9 protein-coding genes are annotated in these 18,738 nt (G+C 68.9%); 5 read left to right on the top strand and 4 right to left on the bottom strand.

The genetic code is table 11. From position 1 onward, the window contains the following. Window positions 1-27: 27 nt before the first annotated feature. The 4 genes from WMF12_RS33045 to WMF12_RS33030 form a co-directional block, all read right to left on the bottom strand. Entirely contained in the window at window positions 28-1,608 is a 1,581-nt protein-coding gene (locus WMF12_RS33045) for an SUMF1/EgtB/PvdO family nonheme iron enzyme (RefSeq protein WP_437851819.1), read from the bottom strand. A 176-nt stretch (window positions 1,609-1,784) separates the two neighbouring features. Beyond that, entirely contained in the window at window positions 1,785-5,708 is a 3,924-nt protein-coding gene (locus WMF12_RS33040; RefSeq protein WP_437851817.1) for a serine/threonine-protein kinase, read from the bottom strand. Between the two features lie 227 nt (window positions 5,709-5,935). Further along, window positions 5,936-9,715 carry an ATP-dependent RNA helicase HrpA gene (gene hrpA / locus WMF12_RS33035; protein WP_437851815.1) on the bottom strand — a complete coding sequence of 1,260 codons (3,780 nt, stop codon included), beginning with the start codon at window positions 9,713-9,715 and terminating at the stop codon, window positions 5,936-5,938. 261 nt (window positions 9,716-9,976) lie between these two features. Beyond that, complete coding sequence (locus WMF12_RS33030; RefSeq protein ID WP_437851813.1) at window positions 9,977-11,785, bottom strand: glycoside hydrolase family 28 protein; 1,809 nt, start codon at window positions 11,783-11,785, stop codon at window positions 9,977-9,979. Window positions 11,786-12,406: 621 nt separating this feature from the next. Here WMF12_RS33030 and WMF12_RS33025 point away from each other — a divergent pair. From WMF12_RS33025 to WMF12_RS33005, 5 genes are all read left to right on the top strand, one after another. Further along, entirely contained in the window at window positions 12,407-13,228 is an 822-nt protein-coding gene (locus WMF12_RS33025; RefSeq protein ID WP_437851811.1) for an SDR family oxidoreductase, read from the top strand. A 56-nt stretch (window positions 13,229-13,284) separates the two neighbouring features. Next, window positions 13,285-14,274 carry an AraC family transcriptional regulator ligand-binding domain-containing protein gene (locus tag WMF12_RS33020; RefSeq protein ID WP_437873914.1) on the top strand — a complete coding sequence of 330 codons (990 nt, stop codon included), beginning with the start codon at window positions 13,285-13,287 and terminating at the stop codon, window positions 14,272-14,274. A gap of 512 nt (window positions 14,275-14,786) precedes the next feature. Then, window positions 14,787-15,320 (top strand): hypothetical protein, encoded by a 534-nt coding sequence (locus tag WMF12_RS33015; protein ID WP_437851809.1) that lies wholly within the window; start codon window positions 14,787-14,789, stop codon window positions 15,318-15,320. Between the two features lie 1,071 nt (window positions 15,321-16,391). Beyond that, window positions 16,392-16,871: a hypothetical protein gene (locus WMF12_RS33010; RefSeq protein ID WP_437851807.1), complete on the top strand. Its 480-nt coding sequence runs from the start codon at window positions 16,392-16,394 to the stop codon at window positions 16,869-16,871. Window positions 16,872-17,317: 446 nt separating this feature from the next. Next, the gene (locus tag WMF12_RS33005) at window positions 17,318-18,670 is read left to right on the top strand and encodes an ISNCY family transposase (protein WP_437851805.1); all 1,353 of its coding nucleotides are present in this window, start codon (window positions 17,318-17,320) and stop codon (window positions 18,668-18,670) included. The last annotated feature ends 68 nt before the right edge of the window (window positions 18,671-18,738 follow it).

Below are 18,738 nucleotides of genomic sequence, written 5' to 3'. Positions count from 1 at the left end.
CGCCGGGCGCGCATCCGGCGCGGACGCTCAGAGACAGCAGCGGAAGCCGATGTCCGGAGACGGGGTGAGGCGATCCTGGTCCAGGAGCGCATCGCACCTGGCCGCCTTCAGCGTGTCGCGCGCGACGTCATCCCCGTCCTGCTGCGAGGCCCGCGAGCCGCCGCGGACGAGGCAGTTGCCCTGCGCGTCGCAGGAGTTCTCCCACTCCGCCACGTTGCCGCTCATATGAAAGAGGTCCGTGATTCCGCCTTCGCAGGGGGAGATCCGCGGGATCGGGTCGGGGGGCACGGGCTTCTTGACGAACTCGCCGCTCGGGTCGTTCACCTTGCAGGTCGCCTCACTATAGAGATCGCTGTACGGGTATTCGTTCACGCCCTGGCCGGAGCACGCGTTGAACCACTCGCTCCGCGTCGGGCTCGCGAAGTCGGAAGGCGAGTTCGCGCCTCCGCCGATCTTGCCGCAGAGGTGTTTGCCCATGTAGGAGCAGTACGCGTAGGCGTCGCACCAGTCGACGTGGGTGACGGGCACTCGCCCCTCCGTGTAGGGCCACCCGCTCGAGGGACGGTAGATGTTCCCCGCGCACTCCGCCGGCATGCCGGCGAGCACCGGGTTCGCCTGGAGGAAGACATCGTAATCCTGCTTCGTCACCTCGTATTGATCGATGCAGTAGCTCCCGCCGCCGCTCACGGGCGAGATCACCATCCACGCCGGGCACGCGCAGACGCGGTTCGTGGTGTTGCAGATCGACGTCGCGCAATCGGTGTTGGTGGTGCAACGCTGCCCCGCAGGGCACCGGGTGCTGCACCCCTCCGTCCCGCCGCAGTCGATGTCGGTCTCCTTGCCGTTCTTCACGCCGTCGCTGCAGGTCGCGGCCTGGCAGACCTGCTCGTAGCAGACGAGCTCGACACAGTCGGTCGATTTGGAGCACGCGTCGCCAGGCGGGCAGCCGGGGCAGATCCCGCCGCAATCGACGTCGGTCTCCTGGCCGTTCTTCACGCCGTCGCTGCAGGCCGGCGCCAGACACTGGTCGTTCACGCAGCTCAACGACTCGCAATCCGAGCCCGCCGCGCAGCCCTTGCTGGTCTTGCACGGCGGGCACGCCGGGTTGTCGTCGCGCGGCGCGGCGCCGCCGCCGCAGTCGGTGTCCGTCTCGTCGCCGTCCTTCACGCCGTTGTCGCACCGCGCCGCCACGCACGCGCGCCCGGCGCCGCCGCTGCCCCCGCCGCCCTCCTCGCACCGCCCTGAGAAGCAGTCCGCGGCCTCCGCGCACGCCTGATCGACCCGGCACGGCGTTGCGCAGGCGCCGCCGCAGTCGACGTCCGTCTCGTTGCTGTCCTTCGCGCCGTTGGAACAGCTCGGCATGTCGGCGCCGCCCTGGCCGCCGGCGCCGCCCTGGCCGCCGGCGCCGCCCTGTCCGCCGGCGCCGCCGCCCTGTCCGCCGGTGCCGCCGCCCTGTCCGCCGGTGCCGCCGCCCTGTCCGCTGCTGGTCGTGACGCCGGCGGAGGGCAGGTCCCCCGTCGTGGGAGGCCGGTATCTGTCTTCGCTGCTGCACGAGACAGACACGGCGAGGGCCACGAGGGGAATCAGAACGACGGACGACCTGAGCATGGATCTGCCTCCCTGTGTTCGAACACAAGGTTAGAGGTAGAGGCTCAGCTTACTTGCGACGTCTCCTGTTCCGGGCGACAAAAAGATGCTCCCGCCCGACGGCCGGAATCACCGCCATGTGGGCTCCCCCGGACGCCGTGATGGCCTCTCGCTCTCGCCCCAGCGCGGCTGACGCTTCAGGGCGCGTGTCCGTCGAGCCAGCCTTGCGCGAGCTCCAGGATCCGCGCGTTGTCGGGGACATCGCGCAAGAAGCGCTCGCGCCAGACAGGATCGCCGATCCTCCCGGCCCGCACGAGCAGCCCGTTGCGGGCCAGGGCGATGGCGCCCTTGGCCTCGGCCATCTGGCCCGTCGCGGCCAGCGCCTCGGCGTGGACCAGGCGCACAAGCGGGCCCTCCTCGTCACGGCGGCCCGACTCGAGCAGGGACAGGGCCTGCGTCGTGGCGGCGAGCGCCTCGCCGGCGCGCCCGAGATCGAGCAGCGCGCGCGCGCGCGCCGCGATGGCCGCGGGGAGCCGCTCCGGCACCCCCCGCGCGAGCGCCTCGGCCGCCTGCGCCTCCGCCTCGGCGAGCGCGGGCTCGCCCGCGAGGAGCAGGACGCGCGCGAGCTGGAGCCGGCTCTCGCACTCCCGCCGCCGGTCGCCGCGGCGCGTGAGCGCCTCGATCGAGCTCCGCAGGGCCGCCCTCGCCGCGTCGACCTCGCCCGCGTGGGCCAGCGCGAGGCCGAGGTTCTGCAGCGCGTTCGGGACCCGGTCGTCGAGCGCCATCCGCTCCGCCTCCTCGAGCCCGGCGCGGAGGACCCCCGCCGCCGCCTCGAAGTACCCGAACTGGACGTAGCAGAGGCCCATGTTGAGCCGCGCGCGGCACGCCTCGCGGCGATCGCCGATGTCCTCGAACGCGGCGAGCGCCGCGCCCATGCTCGCGATGCAGGCGCTCGGATCGCCGTTGTGCTGCCGGAGGAGCCCGTGCAGGTAGAGGAGCTTCGCCTCGATCATGAGATCCGCGGCCGACGCGTCCTCCGTCGCGCGCTCGACCGCGTCGATCAGCGCGTCGACGCACGCGTAGCGGCCGCCGAGCAGGAGCACGATCGCCCCCTCGAGCAGGCAGGCGTTCCTCGCGATGCGCGCGCCGTCGAGCGGCTCCGTGCCGAGGACGACCATCATCCAGCGCTCGACGCGCTCGTAGTGGCCCTGCTTGTGCCCCGCCCCCGCGAGCTGGGTGAACGCCGAGAACCACGCCACGGAGCCCGGCACGAGGTGCCGCGTCGCCTCGATCCCGCGCTGCTCCGCGAGGGCCGGCTCGCCGCGCCAGAGCAGCGCCTCGGCCTCGACCAGGCGGAGCGCGCCCACCGCGGCGGGATCCGGCCTGCAGGCGATGCCGCGCTCGGCGCAGGCGATCGCCTCGGCGAGGTCGTTGCCGCGGAGCGCGTTGTCGGCGGCGCGCAGGTACCACTCGGCGGCCTTCTCGGGCTCCTCGCCGCGCTCGAAGTGCTCGGCGAGCGCCCTCGGATCGCCCTCGCCGGCCGCCTCGAGGAAGCTGCCCGCGAGCGCGTGGCCGATGCGGAGGTCGCGCGCCGTCAGCATGCCGTAGGCCGCCTCGCGGACGAGCGCGTGGCGGAAGCAGTACTCCGCGTCGTCCCGCGGCCGCCCCTCGCCCCGCCGCACGATCACCTCGCGCCGGAGCAGCTCCGCGAGGACCTGCGCGATGTCGGCGCTCCCGAGGAGCGCGGCGACCGCGCTCGACCTGAACGTCTCGCCGAAGATGCTCGCCGCCCGGAGGAGCCGCCGCGCCTCGGCGTCGAGCGTCTCCAGCCGCGCCTGCACCATGGCCACCACCGTCTCCGGCTGGCCCTCGCTCTTGCCCTCGGCGGCCGCGCGGATCTGCTCCTCGAGGAAGAACGCGTTGCCGTCCGCGCGCTCGATGAGCCTCCCCACGAGGTCGTGCGTCGCGTGCGCGCCCAGCGCCTCGCGCACGAGCCGCTCGCTCGCGCGGCGCGGGAGCGGCGTGAGGTGGAGCTCGTGGGCCAGCCGGCCCTCCCAGAGCTTCGGGAAGAGCCGGCGCACGTCGGGCCGCCCCAGCGCCAGCACGAGCAGCGGCATGTCCTTGAGCTGGCGCAGCGCCTCGTCGACCATCGTGACGGTGGGGAGGTCGCCCCACTGGAGATCCTCGAGCACGAGGAGCACGGGCCCCGCGCGGCACGCCGCCCGGAGGAAGTCCTCCCAGGCGTGGCGGAGCTGGTCGCCCATCAGCACGGCGTCGCGCCGCGCGAGCCGGAGCTGCACGTCGTGCTCGTCGGGGAACGGCGTGCCGACGAGCTCGCCGAGGAAGGCCGCGACGCGGGGCGCGTCGACGCCCCCGTGCTGCTCCACGCGGCTCCGGACCTTGCGCTGCCGCGCCTCCAGGGGCTCGCCGTCGGCGACGCCGAGGGCGTCCCGGAGCGCGCTCGCGAGCAGGCCGAAGGCCGCGCCGGCGCCCATGGGGTCGCCCTGGCCGAGCCAGACCTCGATCCTGTCTCCCCGCTCGCGGAGCTTGCGGATGAGCTCCTTTCGCAGGCGCGACTTGCCCATCCCGGCCTCGGCCGTCACGAGCACCGCGCCCGCGGCGCCCTCGTCGATGCAGCGATCGACCTCGGCCACGAGCATCGCGAGCTCGCGCTCGCGGCCCACGTAGGTGGTCGGCTTGCCGAGCAGCTGCGCGGTCCGCTCGTCGCGCGCCCCGTGCAGGACGCGGCCCGCGGCGTCCTCGGTGACGTCGAACCGCGTGCCGATGAGGCCCGCGGTCACCTCGTCGATGCGGACGCCCGCGGCGGGGGAGCGGTCGTCGTGGGCCGCGAGCATCTGGAAGGCGCGGTCGATGAGCTCGCCGACGGGCACGCGCGCCGAGAGCTCTGCCCGGCCGGTGGCGAGCGCGACGGGCGCGCCGCCGAGCAGCTCCTGCAGCGCGAGCGCGCACCTGGCGGCCCGCGCCGCGAGGTCGGTCGGCGTGCCCGCGCCGGACAGCACGATGAGCGGCGAGCGGCCCTCGAGGAGCTCGAGCTCGCCGCGGTACTGCTCGGCCACGTCGTGCAGCTGCCAGAGCTCTGCCTGGCGCGGCTCCGCCGCGGCGCATGCGTCGTCCCAGCGCGGCTCGGCCGCGGCGCTCGCGTTGCCCAGGCGCGGCTCCGCCGCGGCGCTTGTGTTGACGGCGCGCTCGCGGGTGACCACGAGGCAGGTCACGCGTCGCTCGCCGGTCGTGAGCTCCACCGCGCGCGGCGGGAAGGAGCGGGGCCCGCCGACGCTGCTCTCGGGCGCGCCGATCGTGGCGAGCTCGGCCGCCACGGCGCCGCCGTCGGCCGGCCGGTCCAGCGGGGATTTCGCCAGCATACGGGCGACGAGATCGTCGAGCGCGGCCGGGGTGCCGGGCCGGAGGTCGCGCGCGCGGGGCGGCTCCTCGAGGAGGACCTTCATCAGCACGGCGAGCCCGGCGTTGCCCTGGAAGGCGGCGCGGCCGGTGAGGCAGCGGTAGAGGATGCAGCCGAGGGCGAACACGTCGGCGCGGGTGTCGACGCTGAGCTCGCCGCGCGCCTGCTCGGGGGCCATGTACCCGGGCGTGCCCAGGACGAGGCCCGCGGCCGTGAGCGGCTCGTCGGTGACGGCGCGGGCGAGGCCGAAGTCGATGAGGTGCACGCGCTCGAGCGAGCCGCCTTCGAGCAGCAGGTTGCTCGGCTTCAGGTCGCGGTGGACGAGGCCGAGCCTGTGGATGGCGCCGAGCGTCCTCGCGACGTGGAGGCCGAGCTCGAGGGTCTCCTCGAGGGTGAGGCCCTGGCGGGTGAGCCGGTCGGAGAGCGTCTCGCCGTCGAGCCACTGCATGGCGAGGAACGGCTGTCCCCACGTGGTGGCGCCGTGCGCGATGTAGCGCACGACGCCGGGCACCCGCGCCGCTGCGAGCGCCTGGGCCTCGCGCGCGAAGCGGACGAGGTGCTGGGCGCTCTCGGTGGTCAGGAGCTTGATCGCGACCGCCTCGCCGGTCTCCTGATCGCGGGCCCGGTAGACGGCCCCCATCCCGCCCGAGGCCGCGAGGTGCTCGATGCAGAACCGGCCGTCGATGATGTCACCTGCCTGCATCGCTCACCGAGGATCCGGACGGGGAGCCTCGCCGGCGGGCAGCCTGCCAGCGAGGTGAGCGCTGCGTCCAGTGCTCATTCGGGCGCGCGCCGCGGCCAAGCGGGCGTACGTCTTAAGGAAATACCCGATCGAGGAGGCCGGTGGCGGCCGTGCGTCGGACGGTGCGCGGCGCGCGGCGCGGTCCTTGGGCCCTGTCCGGGGCTGGGGTCGAGCGCGTCCCTGCGCCGCTATCCGAGCAGCCGCTTCCACTGCTCCGTGAGCCGCTGCGGCGAGACCGGGACCGCCGCCTTCAGCTCGGGCGCGAAGAGCGACACCCTGAGCTCCTCGATCAGCCAGCGGAACGACTCCAGCTCTTCCGCGGGCACCCCCTTGTCGCGCAGCCCCTGCTGGTGCTTGAGGTAGTCCTGCCAGAACGGCAGCACCTGCGCGGCCTTGCTCTGGTCCTTCTGCGGCCCGTTGGGCAGCCGCTCGAGCCGGATCTGCGCGGCGCGCAGGTACCGGGGCAGGTGCGCGAGCCGGTCGACCGGGGCGCGCGAGAAGAGCCCGACCGGCAGCAGGAAGTCGACCTGCGTGCGCACGTCGTCGAGCGCCGGCCTCGACGCGCCAGGCTTCCCCGTCATCGACCGGAGCATCGCCTGCACGCGGTCGAGCTCGACGCCGATCTCCCGCGCCAGCCCCGCGAGCTTCCCGAGCACGCCCTGCAGCGACGCGCGGCCCTTGTCCAGGCGCGCCTGGAACGCGGCCTTCGTCCTCGGAAAGGCGCCGGGATCGCCGAGCTGGAACGCCTCGTCGAGCGCGCGCAGCGCGATCTGCCGGGCGAGGCCTGGCTCGCCCGGGGCCACCTTGGCGCCGAGGCCGCTCACGGCCACGGCGCTCCGCAGCGGCTGCTCGAGCTGGCTCATCTTGCCCCCGAGCTGCAGCAAGAGGAGCCGCCGCAGCCCGGCGCGCGTCGCCTCGGCCGCCGCGGCCCTCGAGGCGAGCACGCGCACCGACACGGACGTCTCGCCGTCGACCAGCGCCGGGTAGCCGAACACCTTGTGGCGCCCGGCGTCGACCTGGACGCGCTCGGGCAGCGCCTCGACGCTGAACGACGTGAGCCCGTCCCGCTCCAGGCCCGCCTTGCCGACCCTCGCCCAGGCCTCGCGCGCCCGGCCCGACAGCCGCTCCTTGAGCTCCCGGAGCTCGCGCCCCTCGCCGATCACCCGGCCGTCCTCGTCGAGCACGCGGAAATAGAAGCGCAGGTACGGCGGCAGATCCTGGGGCCGGAACGCGTCGGCGGGCACGCGCTCGGCGGTGCGGTCCTCGATCGCGCGCGCAAGGACGGCCCGCAGCGGGCCCTGGAACGGCCGTAGCTCCGCCGCGATCTCCCGGGCGACCTCGCGGAGGGGGGCGAGCGGGACGAGCGCCTTGCGCAGCGACTTCGGCAGCGACTCGAGCAGCTGCGCGATCTTCTCGGCGTGCCAACCGGGGATCATCCACTCGAGCTCGTCGGGATCGGCCTGCGGCAGGAGCACGAGCGGCAGCGAGAGGGAGATGCCGTCGTCGTCCTCGCCCGGATCGAAGCGGTAGGAGAGCGGCACGGCGGCGCCGTAGAGGTCGAGCGAATCGGGGAAGCGCTCGGGCGTGAGCTCCGCCGCCTCGTCGAGCAGGACGTCGGCGAGCGACAGGTGGAGCGCCCGCGGGTCCTCCGCCTCGGCCTCTTTCCGCCACGCCTCGAACGTCTTGCCGTTATAGACGCCCTCGGGGACGCGCCGATCGAAGAAGAGCTCGAGCGCGTGCTCGTCGGCCAGCATCTCGCTCCTCCTCGCCTTGTCGCGAAGCCGGCTGACCTCCTCGAAGAGCCGCCGGTTCGCGTCCATGAACGGCGCGCGCGTCGCGTACTCCTGCCGGACCAGCGCGTGGAGGAGGAAGATCTGGCGCGCGGACTTCGGGTCGATCGCCCCGAAGTCGACCCGTCGATCCCGCGCGATCGGCAGCCCGTACAGCGTCACCTGCTCCCGGGCCATCACGGCCGCCGGCTTCGCGGCCCAGTGCGGGTCGCTGTGGCTGCGCTTGCAGAGCGGCCCGGCCGCGGCCTCGATCCACGCGGGATCGAGGGCCGCCGCCATCCGGGCGAAGAGCTGCGACGTCTCGACCAGCTCGGCGGCCATGATCCACGCGGGCGGCTTCTTCGCGAGGCCCGACGAGGGGTGGAGCTGGAAGCGCGTCTGCCGGGCGCCCAGGTACACCTTGTTCTCCTGGTTCCACATGCCGATCCGGCTGAGCAGGCCAGGCAGGAGCGCGCGGTGGATGGCGTCGCCCTTCGCGGGCGCGTCGCTCGGCGAGAACCCCATCTCCTTCGTGATCCGGCTGATCTGCCGGTGCACGTCGGCCCACTCGCGCATGCGGAGGTACGAGACGAAATGGTCGCGGCAGGCCTTCCTGAGCTGGTTCTGGGTCAGCCGGCCCTGCGCGTCCTGGTAGAAGCTCCACAGCTTCAGGAGCCCCACGAAATCGGAGGCCTCGTCCTTGAACTTCCGGTGCGCGTCGTCGGCCTGCTTCTGGGCGGCGAGCGGCCGCTCCCGCGGATCCTGCACGCCGAGCGCTGCGGCGATGATCAGCACCTCGGCGAGCGCCCCCTCGGCCTCGCCGCCCAGGACCATCCGGCCGAGCCGCGGGTCGAGCGGCAGCCGCGCGAGCTTCCTGCCGGTGTCCGTGAGCTCACCCGCGTCGTCGAGCGCGCCGAGCTCCTCGAGGACCCGGTAGCCCTCGTCCACGGCGCGCTTCGACGGCGCGTCGAGGAAGGGGAAATCCTCGATGGCGCCGAGCCCGAGCGCCTTCATCTGGAGGATGACGCCCGAGAGGCCGACGCGCAGGATCTCCGGATCGGTGTACGCGGGCCGCGACCGGTCGTCCTGCTCGTCGTAGAGCCGGAAGCACACGCCGCTCTGCACGCGGCCCGCGCGCCCCTTGCGCTGATCGGCGCTCGCGCGCGAGATGGGCTCGATCTGGAGCTGGGTGACGCCCGTGCGCGGGCTGTAGCGGTTGACGCGGGCGAGCCCGGAGTCGATGACGTACACGATGCCCGGGATGGTGAGCGACGTCTCCGCGACGTTGGTCGCGAGCACGATCCGCCGCCCCGGCAGGGACTGGAACACGCGCTGCTGGTCGCCCTGAGGGAGCCGCCCGTAGAGCGGCAGCAGCGTTGTGTGTGGCAGGCCGTGGCGCGTGAGCTCGGCCATGGTGTCGTGGATCTCCCGCTCTCCAGGCAGGAAGACGAGGATGTCCCCGCGCGGATCGATCGAGGTGATCTCCTCGACCGTGGCGGCGACGGCGTCGGCGACCTCGGCCTCTCCGCTCTCCGGGCGGCGGTGGATGACCTCCACGGGGTACGTGCGGCCGGAGACCTCGATGACCGGAGCGCCGCCGAAATAGGCCGCGAACCGGTCGGTCTCGAGCGTCGCGGAGCTGACGATGACGCGGAGATCCGGGCGCTTCGGCAGCAGGCGCTTGAGGTAGCCGAGCAGGAAATCGATGTTGAGGCTGCGCTCGTGGGCCTCGTCGATGATGAGCGTGTCGTAGCCCGAGAGCCGCGGATCGCCCTGGATCTCGGCGAGGACGATGCCGTCGGTCATGTACTTGACGTAGGTGGCCGGGCTCGTCCTGTCCGAGAAGCGGATCTTGTAGCCGACCTCCTTGCCGAGCTCGACGCCGAGCTCCTTGGCGACGCGGGCCGCGACGCTTGTGGCGGCGATGCGGCGCGGCTGCGTGACGCCGATCCGGGCGGAGAGGCCGCGGCCCATGGCCAGGCAGATCTTGGGGAGCTGCGTGGTCTTGCCCGAGCCGGTCTCGCCCGCGACGATCACGACCTGGTGCGCCTCGATGGCCCGGGCGATGTCGCGCACCCGCGCCGAGATGGGCAGCTCCTCGGGAAAGCGGACCGGGCCCCCCGACGCGGGCGGGGACGAGGTCCGGCCGCCGGGGGCGGGCGGAGCGGGGGGCTGCTCTTGCGGAACGCGGTGGCTCACGGTGCGCGAGGGGGTAGCACCTCCCGCCGCGGGATGCCGTCCGAAGCGGCGCGCTCGCCACCCCGCGCGCCCTATCGAGGGACCCCTGCGGATGACGATGGATGGATGCGCGCAGTACGACAGCGCGAGCGCGCGGCGCGCTGTCGTCGGCGTCGCGGCGGAGGGCGTCGTCGCGCCGGGAGGGAGCGCACCTTGTCTCCCAAGGCCAATCACGAGTGCCTGGAAAAGCCAGCTCCGGAGGAGCTGGCTTTCGGCGTTCTTTCACTTGAACGTGATGTTGGACACGTACTGGTTCACGTTCCAGCCGTTTCGGCTCGTGACCTTGTTGCCCTGGATGGTGAAATTGTCGAAGTGAATCCCATTGAAGTTCACGGTGCTCGACTTGCCGTGAATGTAGATCTCTTTGTTCACGGCAGAGGCAACATTGTTGATGAACACTTCCTTGACCGTGGCCCGGTTGGGAGCGTTGCGCCAGGTCGCCGTTGCATCTTCTTCGAAGTCGATGATCCTGCCATCGACCGTTTCAACCCTGACGTCCTGCCAGGTGATGTTCTGGATGACAGCGGTGTCGTCCGCATTGATCCCGAGGGCCCGGCCGGCCTTGACGACATCGATGTCTTTGAAGGTGATATCCTCGATCACCTGACCGTAGGTCTTGGTTCCGATCTTCGTCGCCGCTGAGTTGCTGTAGGCAACCACCTTCTCATAGGTGATGGCCTTGGTGTCCAGCTTGCCTTCTTGCTCGCGCTTCGGCGACATGCTGTCGTCACCGCTGTAGATGAAGGCATTGTAGAGCCTGCCGTTCGTGGAGCAGTCGAAGTCCACTCCGTCGGTTTGGTTGTAAGCTGTCGTGGTGGGGCGGCGATTGATCACCTTGAAGTTCTGGATGGTCACCTTGTCGCTGTCGAAGATCAGCGTGTTCCAGAAGACCGGATCGCGCACGACGATGCCGTCGACCAGCACGTCCGTGCTGTCGTCGATCCGGAGGGTGTTGATCTTGAAAGAGGGTGTATCGTTGTTGGTGCCACGGATCTTCGAACCGTTGCCGTCGATCACTCCCCGACCGAGGATCTTCGTGTTGCTCACCTTGTTCATGTGAACCACGCCGTGGGAAGTGTTTTCGACGGCCGGTGCGCCCGTGCCATTGTAGTCGCCCGTGCTGGTCGAACCGTCCAGGATGGCGCCGGCCGCCAGATACAGGGTCATGTTGCTCTTCAGCCACAATTCCCCGGTCTTGTAGCGCCCGGGAGGCACGTACAGGATGTTCTGCGCCGATCCGGAGGCGGCGTCGATGGCGGACTGCACCTTGGAGGTGACGAGCGCAGCGCCCGTGTTGTCCACGTCGTAGTCTGCGAGGTTCTTCACGTCGGCATCGCCCAATTTCGGCGGATCGACCTCTTGGTCGTCAATGAGGACGAACAGTAATTCCTTGGAGGCGATCTGCAGAATCAAGTAGTTGGGCCCGCTGTCGAAAGTGAGCGTGTCACCGTTCTTGGTTGCCGACAGCATTCGGCTCTTCGGGCTCAAGGTGTAGGAGTTGAAGCCGCCGTTCACCGTAACGGCGACGGTCGCCTTGCAGCCGCTTGCCACGCCGAAGTGGGCGTAGTGCACCTGCATCTCTTGGCCGAACTTGGTCATCTTTTCGACGAACTGCGCCGCCCCGTTGGCCGTCACCGTGTAGAGCGGGCTCTCGGAGGCGCCGGGAAGGGTAGGGTAGGTCATCACTGCCCCGTCGGAATCGCAATCGATGGGCGCGGCCCCGCCGGCGCCTTCACCCGCCTCACCGCCAGAACCCGAGGTAGCCCCACCCTCCGCGGCACTGCCGCCCGCGTTGGTTGCACTGCCGCTTCCGCCTGCGCCATTGCCGCCGACCTCACCTCCGCCGGTACCCGCTCCTCCGCCGGTGCCCTCTCCTCCGCCGGCTGTGACGCCGCCCGAACCTGGAGGAATGACCGTGCCGCCGCTGCTCGTTCCGCCTCCGCCGTCATCGCCGGTTCCGGAACAGGCTGCTCCGAAAGCCAACGAGACGCTCACTGCGAGGCCCATCACCCAAATGTTAGAAAGGTTCATCTTTGCTCCTCCAAACCGCAGCGGCCACCTTGGCGCTCGCGCGTCGATGTTGCGGTGACGCAAACGGATAGGACGCGCAAACGCGTTCCACAAAGTCAACGTTCACATGACTGTTCCTGGCTCGTGCAGTCCGACTGTATGAATTCATTGGCAGGACGGGCCTTATGCGATGAGGCAGGTCTTCCACGCCTGAAACGCCTGGGATCACCGCGACATAGCACCAAGCGGAAGGCATCCTACCGTATAGCTGTACCCTACTGAGCTCGTCCAGACGGCCGCCGTCGCGGTTCGCGGCGCGTCGTGGCGGCCGGCGTACGCGCCTCAGGGCAGACTTCCCCCCCGGCCACGTCGTCGAGCTGCGCCCCTCTCTGTCGGTTTCGTGTGGACACGCGAAGCCGAGTGGGCCTCCGAGCTTCTCGTTCGTGAAGCCGCCGAGCCATCGACCAAGCGGCGAAGAGCTACTGCGGCAACGATGAGGTTCACCGCGACGCCATCGCCGTCTGCCGTTGGGTGTCGGAGCGGCTCGGTGGGTCGGTGGCGCGAACGGATAGTCGATTGGCACCCGTTGCGAGTGTGGACACGGTCGGCGACGCCTACGTTGGGTCGCAGGAGATTCACCACATGACCAAGACGATTCTCATTACCGGAAGTTCGAGCGGTCTCGGCCGCGCCACGGCCAAGCATTTTAGCGCAAAGGGGTGGAACGTCGTCGCGACGATGCGCAACCCCGAGCGCGAGGAGGAGCTGATTCGGCTCGACCGGGTGCTCGTCACCCGTCTCGACGTGCAGGACCTTGCCTCCATCCACGCCGCCGTCGACGCGGGCATCTCCAGGTTCGGGCGCATCGACGCGCTCATGAACAACGCGGGCTACGGCGCGTACGGACCGCTCGAGGCGACCTCGCTCGACAAGGTACGTCGCCAGTTCGACGTGAACGTCCTCGGCGTCCTCGCGACGACGAAGGCGCTCTTGCCGCACTTTCGCGCGAACCGAAGCGGCGTCATCGTCAACATCTCCTCTGGGGGCGGCCGCGTCACGCTCCCGCTTGGCACGCTGTATCACGGGACGAAGTTCGCGGTCGAGGGGCTCTCCGAGTCGCTCCACTTCGAGCTCGCGCCGCTCGGGGTTCGCGTGAAGATCGTCGAGCCGGGCGCGATCAAGACGGATTTCATGAGCCGCTCGCTCGACTTCAGCAACGACCCGCAGCTCAGCGAGTACCAGCCGCTCGTGCAGAAGGTCCTCGCCGTGATAGGCCCCATGATGGAACAGGGTGCGCCGCCAGAGCGAGTCGCCGAGAGCGTGTACGCCGCGACCACCGACGACTCGAATCAGCTCCGGTACGAGGTCGGCGTTGACGTCGTAGAACTGCTCGGGAGCCGCCGCTCGATGGACGACGCCACCTTCCTTGGCGGTATGCGGACCCAGTTCGGGCTGGAGGGGTAGCGCCAGGCCATTGTGGCGCGATCGGATCGCGTGGCACACTCCGAGCGATGGTCGTCATGCGCGCGCAGTCCTACGCCCTCGACACGACCTGGCGCGCCTTGCTGAAGGATCTCGGCGTCTCGCCGGCGAACGTGCTGCGCCGTGCTGGCCTCGCGGAGGATCTCCTCCAGCAGCCTTCCGTGCGACTCGCGTCCGAGGACTACTACCGGCTCTGGGACGGCATCGAGGCCGAGCTGGGCGACGCGCTCCTCCCTCTCCGCTTGTGCGGGGCGATCCGCAGCGAGTCGTTCTCGCCGCCTCTGTTCGCCGCGCTGTGCAGCCCGAACCTCCTCTGCGCCGCGCGGCGTGTCGCGCAATACAAGCGCCTCATCGGGCCCATGCGCATCGATGTCACCGAGGAGCGCGACGTGGTGTCCTTCGAGCTGACCTGGCTCGACGCGCCGCTCACGCCGCCGCTCTCGTTGGTCGTGACCGAGCTCCTGTTCTCGGTCGCGATCGCGCGCATGGCGACCCGCGAACCCGTGCGGCCGATCGAGGTGACGACCACGGTGCTGCCGTCGCCGATCGCGGCCTACGAGCAGTTCCTCGGCGCGCGCATGAGGAGGGGCACCAGGAACCGCGTGTCGTTCACGGCTGCTGATGCGCTCCGGCATTTTCTGACCTCGGACGACAGCCGGTGGCGCACGTTCGAACCGACGTTGCGCCAGCGCCTCGCCGACCTCGAGTCGTCGGCGCCCACCTCGCAGCGCGTGAGCGCCGCGCTGCTCGAAGGGCTCCCGAGCGGCCTCGTTACGATGGAGACGATCGCGCGGCGCCTCGGGCTCAGCAAACGGACGCTGCAACGGCGGATCGAAGACGAGGGGACGAGCTTCCAGCAGATCTTGAAGGAGACGCGCGAAGCGCTCGCGCGCCACTACCTGGAGAATACTTCGCTGCCTGTCGCAGAGATCTCCTTCCTGCTCGGCTTCTCGGAGCCGAACTCGTTCTACCGCGCCTTCCGAGCATGGACTGGAACCACGCCAGACCAGGCCCGGCGCGCTGTTTGATCGGCGAGGCGCGTCAGTCCACGTCCTCGGCGAAGGCTCGCCGAAGATGTCTGCTATGCGCTGCCTCCCGGGTGGAAAGCCGTCTGGGGAGGCGCGTCGGGGTAAGGGCGCACAGGTAAAAGAAGCTGGAGCGCTGCGTGAAGAGGTGTGGCGCGGCGAACCGAAGTGGCGGGACCGCGAGGGTCGCGACGCGTCGTTCATGGGTCGAAAGAGTGGGCCCCGCGCGGCGCAGAGCGTGCAAAGGGGCGCATCGGCGTGCCGGCTGCATCTGGCTAGGAACAATGTCAACAATAATCGTGCAGCTCTCCGGGCCCGGTGTTCGTCGACCATTTGGTTGACGAACACTCCAGCCGCGTAGCCGCGTGCGCACCAAGCGCGCCCGGGACGGTCGAACGGCCTTCCGTCGACTAGCCCGAAGTTCTCCACTTTTCTTTGACGCCCGAACCGCACCCAGAAAAAATGTTCGCGCCCCCACACGGCGCCTGTCGGGGCTCGGCCAGGGGACCTCCACCATGTCGATGCGCTCACACGGCAATGTCTGCCTGCTCTGCGTATGTGCGCTCGTCCTTGTTCCGGCGTTGGCGCAGGCACTCGAATTCAGCGGTGGTGTGAGCGTGGGCGGGATCCAGGTCGGGACCGAACCCAAGCTGGCCGTGAGCCCCTTCGCCGGCTGGTTCTGGCGAAAAGAGAGGGACTTCCGGGTCGAAGTTCACAACATGCTCAGCATCATTCCGGGGGCACGCGTAGGGGTCTACGATCGAACGGCGGTTACCGTTGGATACGTCACGAAGACGGGCAACGTCAGCCTTGGTCCATCCCTGTCGCTCTACTCGATGCCGGTATGCGGTGCCGTGATCTGTGACCGCGTGATGGGGCTTGCTCCGGGCGGGCGCGCACAGTCCGACTGGTACTTCGCTGGGCGTCTGGGGGTGTCCACGAGCCTCAACGTGGACTGGGCTGGCGGGAGCAGTCGTGTTCTTCCTGGCAGCGTGGTTGTGATGGTAACTGCTGGGCCTATCTGGAGATTCGGGGGAGAGTCGAAATGAACAAGGTGTTGGCTGTTCTATGTATCGGTCTAGCGGGATGCAACTTCGATGTCGGGGATTGCTACCTCCGGAGTGAGGGCGAAAGCGGCGCCGGCGGCATCATCATCACCACGACAGGGGTCGGCGGCTACGGGTTCGGCCCGACAGGGTCGGGAGGCTTCGGGCCTGTGCTGGAGCCGCAGGGCATGGATCCACCTCCTCCAGAGTGCAATATCGCGACCCAGAGCCCATGTAACGAGAAGTGCGAGGCGGACTACGAGGCGGCTTCTATTGCATGCGGCAAATCTGAGAGCGAAGCGCAGCGAAATGCATGCGGTGATAGCGCCTACGCGAATTATCGTAGCTGTCGGGAAAGTTGCCAGAGCACGGAAAACAAGGATTGTGATGACAAGTACCAGGATTGCGTCGATAACGGCCCGACGTCGTGCCTAAAGAAGAGCGCCGGCAAGACGGTGTGTCAGCGCTGCTGGGAACGGTGTAACGCTGGAGATTCTCCATCGGGTGAATGTCGCAACTGCAAATTCTGAGGTTCCGAAGATGATCCACATTGCTACATCTGCGGAAATTGGGAGAGCGGTCCGGCGCGGGCTTCGCGTCCCCGTAGCGTTCGTGCCCGACAACTTGCTGGTAGGACCGTGCGCCTCGGATCCCGAGGTCCACTGTCAGCGGCGCTATGATTTCTGGGGATTTCGTGGGCGGGAAGGAACGCGATTTCGTGCATCGTTTCGTGAGATGCTCGGAGCGGTCCAGTCGCGCAAGCGGGTAGTCGCTTGGACGTCGCGGTTGTGGAGCGACGCGGTGGCGCTGTGGGGTCTCTGCGCGTGGAGACTCCACCAACGGCCCGAGCAACCGGATATAGAGATCGTCGTCCTGGGCGACGCGACGGAGGCCGGGTTTGGGTGTGGGAGCATCCGCGTGACGCCGGCCGACGCGCGCCGAAGTCAGGACGACGCGCGCGCTCTCTCTCTGACGCGCGTCCGGGAGTTGGCGCGCTGTTGGCGAAAGGTGTCTGGTCGATCTCCTGTTTCATCGGCCGAGGGGGGGCGCGCCGGTCGAGGAAGTAAGGAACTCGTGGAGCTGAGCACCTATCAGACGGGATTTTTCCCTCGGATGGACGGACGCGCGCTGGCTCTATCTCGGTTCGATGAGCTGCTGTTCTCGTGTCTCGACAAACAGTGGTCGACGCCCGTGAACGTGTTTGTTCGACGTTCATCGGCTGGAGACGAGTTGCGTAAGTGGTTGACCCACACCGGCGACGTCTTCCTTGCCATGCGGCTGCGCCAGTGGGCCGGGCACCATGGGGACAAGGCCGCCCTGGAGAGCGAACCCTATCAGCCTGAAAACTTCATGAAAGAGGCCCGCTACAGATTGTCGGACGCCGGCGACGAAATCCAGCGAACTGGTCTTTCAGAAATTGGCCAAGGAGCACCGCTGCCGGTTTGGGGTGTCACGGCGTACGATCCGCTGGCTCCTTGGGTCGCGGTGGACGACGACACAGATCACCAGCGCGTCCAGCTACTTGAAGAGCGCGCTACGCAGGGCGTGGAGTGATGCGCTGAGGCGTACGTCGGCCCAGACCCTGGCAAGCCCACTTTTCTCGTCAAGGCAGGCAAGCGGCGCCGGGCTCCAACCTGTTGGGGCCGTGGTCGAGCTCGGCCATGTCGCCGCCGAGGGGGGAGCGGCCGGCGTCGGCGGCACGGGCACGCCGCGAGGCGCTCCTAGGCTAGTTCCCGTCCCGAAAAGCGAAAACAGCTTGCTTTGTAGGTTCCACGTGGCGCTGGGGGCGCACCCGCAGCTCGATCGGCGGCGAGCGGACCGCTGCCCTCACTGACCGCGGGATGCCGACGCGCTCGGCCGCTGAAGGCGCCAGCATCGCCGGCCGGGTCCAGGTCGCATCGATTTGGTGAGAAAACTCGCGCCCCAAGCGGAATTTGTCCATCGGAGGGATCCTGTCCGCCGTGTGGTCCCCCAGCACCGTCAGGGAGGACGGCACTCCGATGCGCAAAGCCTTTTTTCAGCAACGACCGCTTGTTCCGCCTTCGATCGAGCATCCTCACGCCAGGGAGCTCCAGACAATCTCGGCAGTCCTGGAGCAAGTGCCTGCCGCAGCAGACGTCGTGCTCAAGGATTTGACCGGGGCAGGGATCGACGGCGACAGGGGACGGCAGGGGTTGAGCGCCGAGCAGGTACTGCGGGTGCTGCTCCTCAAGCAGATGCATGACCTCAGCTACGAGGAGCTGGAGTTCCACCTCGCTGATTCGGTTACGTACCGAGCCTTTTGCGGCTTCGGGATGGCCGATCGAGCTCCGAGCAAATCGACGCTACAGCGGAACATCAAGGCGGTCTCGGAGCAGACGCTCGAGGCGATTCATCGGATGATCGTGGCGTATGCGATTCGTGAGGGAGTTGATGATGGTAAGCGCACGCGCATCGACTCCACGGTAGTGCGTGCCGCGATCCACGAGCCGAGCGATTCCTCGCTCCTGAAGGACAGCGTTCGTGTCCTCACACGGCTGCTGCGCCGCGCTCGACGATGGGTGAAGGTCGAGTCGAAGGACCACCGCCGAGCAGCCAAGCGGCGCTCTCTGGAGATCAAGCGCGCAAGGTCTGCCGAAGAACGTCAGCCGCTGTATCGAGACCTGATCAGGCTCACAGAGAAAGTAACGAGGGCGGCGCTCCGCGCAGTGGAGGCGTTGCGGCAGGTACGCGTACAGACACCGCAACGCGACGAGATTGACCGTCTGAACAGGCAGATGCAGTACCATCTCGCGGCCGCCCGTCACGTGATCGAGCAGACCCGCCGTCGTGTGCTGGAGGGCGAGGTCGTTCCAGCGCAGCAGAAGATCGTGTCGATCTTCGAGCCGCATGTCGACGTGATTGTCAAGGACAACCGCGAGACCATGTACGGTCACAAAGTGTTCTTTTCCGCCGGCAAATCAGGCGTCGTGTTCGACGTCGTTGTGCCGCTGGGCAACCCCACGGACTCCTCGATGGCGGTGGGGATGGTTGAGCGGCACATCGAGATCTGTGGCAAGCCTCCGCACCAGGCGGCGTTCGATGGCGGCTTCACCTCGAGAGCAAATCTTGAACAGGTCAAGGGTCTCGGCGTCCGCGACGTCGCGTTCAGCAAGGGCAAAGGAATAGCCGTCGACGAGATGACCAAGAGCCCGCGGCTCTACCGAGCACTGCGCAATTTTAGAGCTGGGGTCGAGGCCACCATCTCATTCCTTAAGAGATCGTTCGGTCTCGACCGCTGCGACTGGCGCACGTTCACATCCTTCAAAGCGTATGTGTTGGGCTCGGTTCTCGCTGCCAACCTGCTGATCGTCGCACGCGCCTCCGCCGGGTAGCGCGCGCGTTCACGATCGCTGGCCGATCTTGGGCCCCGCGAGCGCGGGCCGTCAGGACTCGTGCGCCT

This window comes from Sorangium sp. So ce363, assembly GCF_051520435.1.
Classification (GTDB): Bacteria; Myxococcota_A; Polyangia; order Polyangiales; family Polyangiaceae; genus Sorangium; species Sorangium cellulosum_B.
The sequence above is the reverse complement of the archived record's forward strand: the minus strand, read 5'-3'. Positions and strand labels throughout refer to the sequence as shown.

Bases quoted from the DNA above. Each gene is read 5' to 3' on its own strand.
- WMF12_RS33030 (WP_437851813.1), bottom strand. From the start codon at position 11,785: ATGAACCTTTCTAACATTTGGGTGATGGGCCTCGCAGTGAGCGTCTCG.
- WMF12_RS33045 (WP_437851819.1), bottom strand. From the start codon at position 1,608: ATGCTCAGGTCGTCCGTCGTTCTGATTCCCCTCGTGGCCCTCGCCGTG.
- WMF12_RS33005 (WP_437851805.1), top strand. From the start codon at position 17,318: ATGCGCAAAGCCTTTTTTCAGCAACGACCGCTTGTTCCGCCTTCGATC.
- WMF12_RS33015 (WP_437851809.1), top strand. From the start codon at position 14,787: ATGTCGATGCGCTCACACGGCAATGTCTGCCTGCTCTGCGTATGTGCG.
- WMF12_RS33040 (WP_437851817.1), bottom strand. From the start codon at position 5,708: ATGCAGGCAGGTGACATCATCGACGGCCGGTTCTGCATCGAGCACCTC.
- WMF12_RS33020 (WP_437873914.1), top strand. From the start codon at position 13,285: ATGCGCGCGCAGTCCTACGCCCTCGACACGACCTGGCGCGCCTTGCTG.
- WMF12_RS33025 (WP_437851811.1), top strand. From the start codon at position 12,407: ATGACCAAGACGATTCTCATTACCGGAAGTTCGAGCGGTCTCGGCCGC.